The 8,455-nt window shown below is 63.1% G+C and carries 8 protein-coding genes; all 8 read left to right on the forward strand.

The features are described 5' to 3' along the window. The first annotated feature begins 158 nt into the window (after positions 1 to 158). Positions 159 to 1,391: a flagellin N-terminal helical domain-containing protein gene (locus ACTHNE_RS02075; protein WP_324947975.1), complete on the forward strand. Its 1,233-nt coding sequence runs from the start codon at positions 159 to 161 to the stop codon at positions 1,389 to 1,391. A gap of 180 nt (positions 1,392 to 1,571) precedes the next feature. After that, positions 1,572 to 3,029: a flagellar filament capping protein FliD gene (fliD, locus tag ACTHNE_RS02080; protein ID WP_440268464.1), complete on the forward strand. Its 1,458-nt coding sequence runs from the start codon at positions 1,572 to 1,574 to the stop codon at positions 3,027 to 3,029. A 3-nt stretch (positions 3,030 to 3,032) separates the two neighbouring features. Further along, a complete protein-coding gene (gene fliS / locus ACTHNE_RS02085) occupies positions 3,033 to 3,467 on the forward strand; it encodes a flagellar export chaperone FliS (protein WP_440268465.1) in 435 nt (144 codons plus the stop codon). After that, positions 3,464 to 3,766, forward strand: a complete 303-nt coding sequence (locus ACTHNE_RS02090) for a hypothetical protein (RefSeq protein WP_440268466.1) — start codon at positions 3,464 to 3,466, stop codon at positions 3,764 to 3,766. The genes fliS and ACTHNE_RS02090 overlap by 4 nt, the downstream gene beginning before the upstream one ends. A 325-nt stretch (positions 3,767 to 4,091) precedes the next feature. After that, the gene (locus ACTHNE_RS02095; RefSeq protein WP_324947983.1) at positions 4,092 to 4,688 is read left to right on the forward strand and encodes a PilZ domain-containing protein; all 597 of its coding nucleotides are present in this window, start codon (positions 4,092 to 4,094) and stop codon (positions 4,686 to 4,688) included. A gap of 369 nt (positions 4,689 to 5,057) precedes the next feature. After that, positions 5,058 to 6,521 (forward strand): sigma-54 dependent transcriptional regulator, encoded by a 1,464-nt coding sequence (locus ACTHNE_RS02100; RefSeq protein WP_440268467.1) that lies wholly within the window; start codon positions 5,058 to 5,060, stop codon positions 6,519 to 6,521. 36 nt (positions 6,522 to 6,557) lie between these two features. Continuing rightward, complete coding sequence (fliE, locus tag ACTHNE_RS02105) at positions 6,558 to 6,890, forward strand: flagellar hook-basal body complex protein FliE (protein ID WP_324938012.1); 333 nt, start codon at positions 6,558 to 6,560, stop codon at positions 6,888 to 6,890. Between the two features lie 159 nt (positions 6,891 to 7,049). Next, on the forward strand, positions 7,050 to 8,455 hold a 1,406-nt coding region (gene fliF, locus ACTHNE_RS02110), incomplete at its 3' end, for a flagellar basal-body MS-ring/collar protein FliF (protein WP_440268468.1).

The following is an 8,455-nucleotide window of genomic DNA, read 5'->3' on the forward strand; positions in this document are numbered from 1 at the left end:
CATCACATTTCCCAAACCCATCTCCTTGCCGCCACAGCAAAAAAATTCTCAAGTAATCCCCCCCCAGCGCCGAAAAAGTCCCTGAGGCGGTCGGCACAGCAAAACGTGACTGGACCCCGCCGGCTTGAGTACCACCTATCCGGTTTCAGGAGACATCCATGTCACTCGTTCTAAACACCAACATCGCTTCGCTGCAGGCCCAGAACAACTTGAGCAAGTCGGGCAGCGCGTTGAGCACGGCCACCCGCGACCTGTCCTCGGGTCTGAAGATCAACAGCGCCGCCGACAACGCTGCCGGCTTCGCGATTGCTTCGCGCTTCCAGACGCAGATCGGCGGTCTGGGACAGGCCAGCACCAACGCAAGCGATGCCATCAACCTGGCGCAGACCGCGGGTTCCGCGCTGAGCCAGATCACCTCCAACCTGCAGTCCATCCGCGACCTGGCCGTGCAGTCCGCCAACGGCACGTACCAGTCTTCCGACCGCGCCGCGATCGATACCTCGGTGCAGCAGTATCTGTCGGAAATCACGCGTATCGCCAACCAGACCAGCTTCAACGGCACCAACGTGTTGAATGGATCGGTGGGCCAGTTGTCGTTCCAGATCGGTTCGAACGTGGGCCAGGCCATCAACGTGCAGCTGGGCCAGGGCGCCACGACCTCGCAGCTGGGTCAGGTTTCGGAAATCGCCACTGCCAACGTCAGCGGCGCGTTCGTCAACGCCAGCGGCGTGTCGGGCCAGTCGATCAGCCTGAGCGGCCTGACCATCGAAGGCGCGGACGGCAAGTCCTATAGCCTGAGCGGCGCCAGCGCCAGCAGCGCACAGGGCCTGGCCGATGCGATCAACGCAGCCGGTATCGCCGGCGTCAGCGCGGCCGTGAACGCCAGTGGCGGCATCAACCTCTACTCCACGGGCGAACTGGCCGTTTCCGGCTCGGCACTGACCGGCGCGGCCGGCACGGCGTTCAACCTCACCACCGGTGCGGTGGCCTTCGGCGCCAGCGGCGTAGGTTCCTCCGCGACCGGCTTTGCCGCCACGGGTGCCTCCTACACCGACGGTTCGGTGATCACGGCCTCCGGTTCGCTGGCCGGTGGCGACGTTTTGACGGTGGACGACGCCAACAACCTGATCTCGCGTGTGGACGTGGCGCTGACCCAGGTCAGCAACTTCCAGAGCCAGCTCGGCGGCGTGCAGAACCGCTTCCAGTCGACGATCGCCACGCTGGGTGCGGAGCAGACCAACCTGACGGCTTCGCAAAGCTCGATTCAGGACACCGACTTCGCAGCCACTACCGCGCAGTTGAGCAAGTCGCAGGTGTTGCAACAGGCGGGTATCTCGGTGCTTGCCACCGCCAATGCCCAGCCGCAGCAGATCCTCAAGCTGCTGGGTTAATCGGTACTACCGGCCATGGCGCAAAGCCATGGCCGGGATTTTGCTTCAAGGGGTCTGACGGCCCGCGGGCCGTCAGAAATCCCACGCGAGCGGCGGGCAAAGCTTTCACTTGCGATCAACGTGACAGCGTGAGTTTTGCCGACGGCTCGATGGCAGCGGACATCCTTCGATGAGGCGTTCATGAGCACTATCTCCGGCGTGAGCAGCACTTCCAGCGCACTGTCCAGTGCGATCAGCGGTGCCAGCTCTCCCTCCAGCACCGGCAGTTCCAGCGGCAACATCAGCGGCACGGGCCTTTTGAGTTCGCTGGGCCTGGGCACGGGGCTGGACGTCAACGCCATCATCACCGCGCTGGTCAATGCGCAGGAAGCCGGTCCGCAGGCGCAGATCACCAACCAGACCAACCAGGACAACAACAAGATCGCCGGCCTTACCGCGCTGCAGACGGCGCTGTCCGGCGTGCAGTCGGCGCTGAACGAGCTGACCTCCAGCACTACCTACAGCACCTTCAACGCCACGCTATCCACTACGGCGCTCGGCACCGTCAGCACATTGCCGGATGCCGCGCCCGGCACGTACAACCTCAACGTGACGCAGCTGGCTACCGCGCAGAAAAGCGCGAGTGCGGCACAGCCCGCGCTCGCCACGGTGGGTACCGGCACGCTCAACATCACGGTGGCCGGCAAGACCGTGAACGTGGCGGTAGGGGCGACCGACACGCTTTCGGCGATCGCCACCAGCATCAACAACAGCAGCGACAATCCGGGCGTGACCGCCACGATCGTCGCCGGCGTGAACGGCAACCAGCTGGTGCTCACCTCCAAGAGCACCGGCACGGCCAACGCGTTCAGCGTGAGCGCGGACAGCACCAGCAGCAGCGGCGTCACCACGCTGGCCAGTTCGCTCAATACGCCCACCACGGCGGCCACGGACGCGAAGCTGACCATCGACGGCATCTCCATCGACAGCCCCACCAACAGCGTGAGCGGCGCGCTGACCGGCGTCACGCTCAACCTCGCCACGACCGGCACGTCGCAGCTTACGGTGGCGCAGAGCACCACGCCGATCAGCACGGCGGTGAACGATTTCGTCAGCGCGTACAACACCTACGCCAACACGGTGAGCCAGCTGCAAAGCTACAACAGCACCACCAAGGTGGCCGGCGTGCTGCTGGGCGACGCCACCTTGTCGGCGGTGCAGAGCCAGATCGCCAGCGTGCTGGGCAGCAAGGTATCGGCCAGCAGCATCGGCAGCCTGGCCAGCCTGGGCATCACCCGTAACGGCGACGGTACGTTGGCGCTCAACGCGACCACGCTGGCCAATACCTTGTCCAGCAATCCGTCGTCGGTGCAGCAACTTTTCACCGGCACCAATGGCATCGCCACACGGCTCAGCACCCTGGTGAGCGGCTTCAACAGCAGCTCCGGCGCGCTGCAGTCGCGCATCGGCAATCTCAACAAGGACCTGACCGGCCTGTCGTCGCAACAGACGGCGCTGAACGCGCGCATGGCGGTGTACCAGCAGCAATTGGTCAAGCAGTACACCAGCCTGAGCTCGCTAATGTCCTCGCTCAACAACACCAGTTCCTACCTGACCCAGGCGATGAACGCACTCACCGGTACCAGCAACAAGGGTTGATGCATGAGTTATCCATCCCGCAATGGCAGCGCGCTGTATGCACAAACCCGCGCGCAAGGCAGTGTCGAAGGAGCCGATCGCCACCAGTTGCTGGCGATGCTGCTCGATGGCCTGGTCGACCGCATCAACCAGGCGCGCGGCCATATCCTGCACAAGGATATTCCGGCCAAGGGCCAGGCCTTCGGCAAGGCGATCGGCATTCTGGTCGCGCTGCGCGAAAGCCTCGACCACAACGTGGAGCCTTCGCTCACCGGCCGCCTGGATGCGCTGTACGACTACATCACCCGCCGCCTGCTCCATGCGCAGCTCAACGATGATCTGCGCGCGCTGGACGAATGCGAACGCCTGGTCGCGCCGATCCGCGAGGCGTGGCACGCGATTCGCGAACCGTATCTGGCCGAACAGGCCGAGCTGAAGGCAAAAGCCGCGGCGCTATGACCGACGCGGTGTTCAATGCCTTGCAACAGGCCCTGGCGCTGACCGTCGAGATGATCGACGCTGCCTCGCATGGTGACTGGACCATGGTGAATGAACTCGACGCGCGCCGCCAGGCGTTGCTGCCTGCGGAAATTGGCGCGTTCGATATGCAACACCGTGAAACGTTGCACGCCCTGCACGCGCACAACCAGGCATTGCTGGCTCGCGCCGAACAGGTGCGCGAACAGTTCGAGCAGCAGCTCAGCCAGCATCAATACAACCATCGGGCGCTGCAGACGTATGTGACGTCGGCGCGGTGAGTCCTGCATTCGCTGCTACTCTCTGAATGCTCGCTATTACCTCATTGTCATTCCGGCGAAGGCCGGAATCCATGCTGACCGTTGCGTAGAACTTCATTGAATCGACACATAACCCGCATGTATATAAATGTATTCCGGCATCCGCCGTATTGACGACGAGGTACCGTGAGGCCTGCTTAAAGACAGACACGTCGCTCAATGTGACCAAGTTCGGGTGTGGCTCAGAGACGGGATGACGATAGAGGCATGTACTGGCACACCTTATGAATGAATCATGCCGACACCGGCATGCCCGTCATAAAGCCGGCACCGAGGAGGGGAGTTCATGCAAACCCAGCTAGACGAAGCGAAATGGCAGGCGTTTTCCGAGCGCGTGACCTACCAGGGCCAGCCGCACGTCGGCATCGAGGCCTTCGATCCGGCGCCGGAAGACATCGCGCGCTGCAACGAGCGCAATCTTCACGTATTGAGGTCGCTCGCCTCGCTGGATGAACGCCGCTCCGACAACGCCGGCGACGACGACAACCCGCTGATGCTGGAACTGCAGCGCATGGACAGCAAGATCAACGTGCTGCTGGATATCGTCGATCGCCTGCTGCTGCCCGGCGCGCTGCTGCCGCCGCGCCAGCCGGTGAGTTTGAACGCGGTGGGCCTGATCGTGCCGGGCAACCTGCTTCCGGCCGACAGCCGCCTGCTCGTGCGCCTGCATTTCGACACCTGTCGCGCGTTGCCGTTGGAGCTCCCGGCGTTGCGCGGAAAAGCATTTAACGATGACAACGTTTTCCTTTACTTTCATGCGCTGAGCGAAATGGTCGAGGATGGGTTGGAACGTTTCGTTTTTTGTCACCACCGACGCAAAGTGGCCTCCACCAGACTGACGGGTGCAAATGAAACTGTGCTAGGGAGCAAGCACAGAGTGTGATCACTATCACGCGGCGATACATTCGATAACGGCAATTTCCCGGCACGCACACCTGTCCATAACACTTGCCGATCGGTCCGACAAATCCGTCATTCCGGACGAAAAATCGATCTAAATCAGTGAGGTAAGCGCTTTCTCCATGAGGGTGGGAGTGTGAGTTCGTGCAAATCGGCTGCGCGAATTCCGTCACGTTTTGGGCGCGATACCTGGCACGGATGGTTTTGCTGCGAAATTTTTGGCGTTCTTCTTGCTGGACTGCTCCACGTGTCACGACGGATAGCTGACACACAGGGGACAACACGACATTTGGGAGCGGAAAAACGTCGTTGTTCGTCAGCAGTCGCAGTAAACGCAGCAGGACTCGTGCTTATGCCAAACAGCAACGTACTCATCATCGAATCCAACGGCACACGTGCCGACATCGTTACGTCCGCCCTGCAATTCATGGGCTTTTATCCGCAGCGCTGGGATGCAACGCTGCCCACCGATTCGATGACGCACGACTGGCGAGCGGTATATATAGGCGGTATCGACGACGAAACCCTTTGCGAACAATTGCTGGCCTCGCTGGAAGTGCCGGCGGATCAATTGCTGGTGCTGGTCGGCTCCGATTCGCCACAGCTGGAACGCATGACCCGCGGCGGTTCGCCCTATGCGGCCCAGGTTGAAGTACTGGATTTTCCCTTGCGCTATGAGCGCCTGGCCGAAGCCGTGCGCCGTGCGCCCACGCTGCGCGCCACGCAAAGCCAGCCGGCGCCGCTGCGCCTGGTCGGCGGTTCCACCGCGATGGGCCGCGTCAACGCGCTGATCCGCCAAGTGTCGCCGTTCGATTCCAGCGTGCTGGTGCTGGGCGAATCCGGTACCGGCAAAGAGATGGTGGCGCGCGCCATTCATGATTGCTCGCCGCGCCGTGACAAGCCGTTCGTGGCGATCAACTGCGGCGCGATCCCCGCCGAACTGCTGGAAAGCGAATTGTTCGGCCACGAGAAGGGCGCATTCACCGGCGCGATCAGCACGCGCAAGGGCCGTTTCGAAATGGCCGAAGGCGGCACGCTATTCCTCGACGAAATCGGCGACATGAGCCTGCCGATGCAAGTGAAGCTGCTGCGCGTGCTGCAGGAACGCATGTACGAACGCGTCGGCAGCAACCGTACCCAGCGCTGCGATGTGCGCATCATCGCAGCCACGCACCGCAACCTCGAAGTGGCCACCGCCGAAGGCCGCTTCCGTGAAGACCTCTATTACCGCCTGAGCGTGTTCCCGCTGGAGATGCCGCCGCTGCGCGAGCACCTGGAGGACATGCCCGAGCTGATTCACGAATTCAATCAACGCCTGCAGCGCCGCGGCCTCAACAGCGTGCGCTTCAGCGGCAGCGCCATGCAGTCGCTGCGCCAGCATGCCTGGCCGGGCAATGTGCGCGAGCTTTCCAACCTGGTCGAACGCCTCGCCATTCTCTATCCGAACAGCGAAGTGCGCGCCAGCGACCTGCCGGAAAAATACCGCGGTGCGCAGGCCGTGGAAGAAACCGGCGGTAGCGTGGTGCGGGCGATGCTGGACGGCCAGAGCAAGCCGATGCCGGCGCATCACCGTCACGCGCTGGAGACCGAGATCCTGCTGCCCGAAGGCGGCGTGGACCTGAAAGACCACCTGGCCGATATCGAAGTCGGGCTGATTCGCCAGGCGCTGGACATCACCGATGGCGTGGTCGCGCATGCGGCAAAGCTGTTGCACATGCAACGCACCACGCTGGTGGAAAAGCTGCGCAAGTACGGTTTGCAATCGGCCTGCCGCAGCAGCGACCCGTCGCCGGAGAATGGCACGGCGGTTGCATAGACCACTCTGTAACCGCGCAAGCGTTGGAAAACCGACATGAGTCAGATCGACGTCAACAATTTGCTTTCGCAGATGCGCGCACTCGGCGCGCAAGCCTCCGGTGCGATGCCGGCCGCCGCATTGCCCGCCGCATCGAAAGGGCCGGGCGTGGATTTCGGCACGCTGTTCAAGCAGAGCATCGGCGCCGTGGCCTCGCAGCAGAACGATGCGCAGCGACAGGTCACCGCGTTCGAGCGTGGCGATCCCGGCGCGGATATCGTCAAGACGTCGATCGCCGGGCAGAAGGCGGATCTTGCGTTCCGCGGCCTGGTGGAAGTGCGCAACAAGCTGGTCGATGCGTACACCACGATCATGAACATGCCGGTTTGACGTAGCTCCGTTTCACTCCGCGCAAACCCGAATCCATGTAACGCGCCCGCGGGGCACGACACGAGCAGGGTTTGTGTTTCGCACGACACAACTGGATTCCGGCCTGCGCCGGAATGACGACGCCGCAAGATGGCCGCCTCCATTCACTGATTCGTCCCCATGCCCGACACCACGCCCGCTACCGTCAACGCACGCCAGGATCAGCTCAAGATCCTTCTACGCAATCCGACTACGCGCCTGCTGATGCTGCTGGTGGGTGTCGCCATGGCGGTGGCGCTGGGCGTAGGCATCGTGTTGTGGTCGCGCGGTCCCAATTACGCATTGCTTTACGCTGGGCTTGATCCGAAAGACGCCGCCGCCGTTACGCAGGCCTTGCAGAGCAGCAGCACGCCGTTCCGCCTCGGTGCCGATGGCGCGTCCATATCCGTGCCCGCCGACGTGCTGGCCGAGACGCGTTTGCGCCTTGCCAGCCAGGGCCTGCCGCAAGGCAGTACAGCCGGTGCGACGTTGCCGCAAAGCGACTCGCCGTTCGGCATGAGCGATCTGGCCGAAAGCACGCATTACCGCGAAATGCTGGAAACGGACCTGGGCAATACGATTGCCGGCCTGCAGTTCGTGCGCGCGGCGCGCGTGCATCTGGCGCTGCCCAAGCCGTCGGCCTTCATTCGCGACAATCATCCGGCCAGCGCGTCGGTGTTGCTCACCTTGTATCCGGGCCGCCAGCTCGATAGCAGCCAGGTGCAGGCGATCGTGCATCTGGTGTCATCCAGCGTGCCGGATCTGGATCCTTCGCAGGTCTCGGTCGTCGATCAGCAAGGCACGCTGCTGACCGTATCCGATCCGGACAGCCCCGGCGCCGTGGGCGATGCGCATATGCGCCTGGTCACGCGCATGGAAAACAGTTACGCGCAGCGCATCGAAACACTGCTTACACCCATCGTGGGTGCCGGACGCGTGCGTGCACAAGTGGACGTGGCGCTGGATTTCAGCCAGAGCGAAAAAGCCAGCGAAAGCTACGATGGCGACAAGCCCGCCTTGCGCAGCGAACAGACCAGCAGCGACCAGAAACGCGACGGTGCCGCGGCAGGCGAAATCGCCGGCGCCTTGAGCAACCAGCCGCCGAACACGGTCGCGCAGCCGACCGCGGCCAAGCCCAACGCCGGCACGCCACCGGCGGCGAACGCCGCGGCAAGCAACGCCGCCAATGCAACACCCACCGATACATCATCCACCGCCACGCGCAATTACGAACTGGGCCGCACCATCAGCCACGTCAGCAATCCCGCCGGCAAGTTGACGCGTCTCACCGTTGCCGTAGTGGTCGATAACAAGCCTGCGCCCGATGGCAAAGGCGGCAGCGTGGCGCTCAGCACGCAGGAATTGCAGCACCTGACCGACCTCACCAAGAACGTGGTCGGTTACGACGCGCAGCGCGGCGACAGCGTCACCGTGATCAACCAGGCGTTCTCCACCGATGCGGCGGCCGACAGCGCGCCGGTGGCGCAACCGTTCTGGCTGCGTCCGGGCATGCTCGATCTGATCAAGCAGGGCGCGGGCATTCTCAT

The sequence above is a fragment of the Dyella sp. genome, from assembly GCF_051954575.1.
GTDB lineage: Bacteria > Pseudomonadota > Gammaproteobacteria > Xanthomonadales > Rhodanobacteraceae > Dyella_B.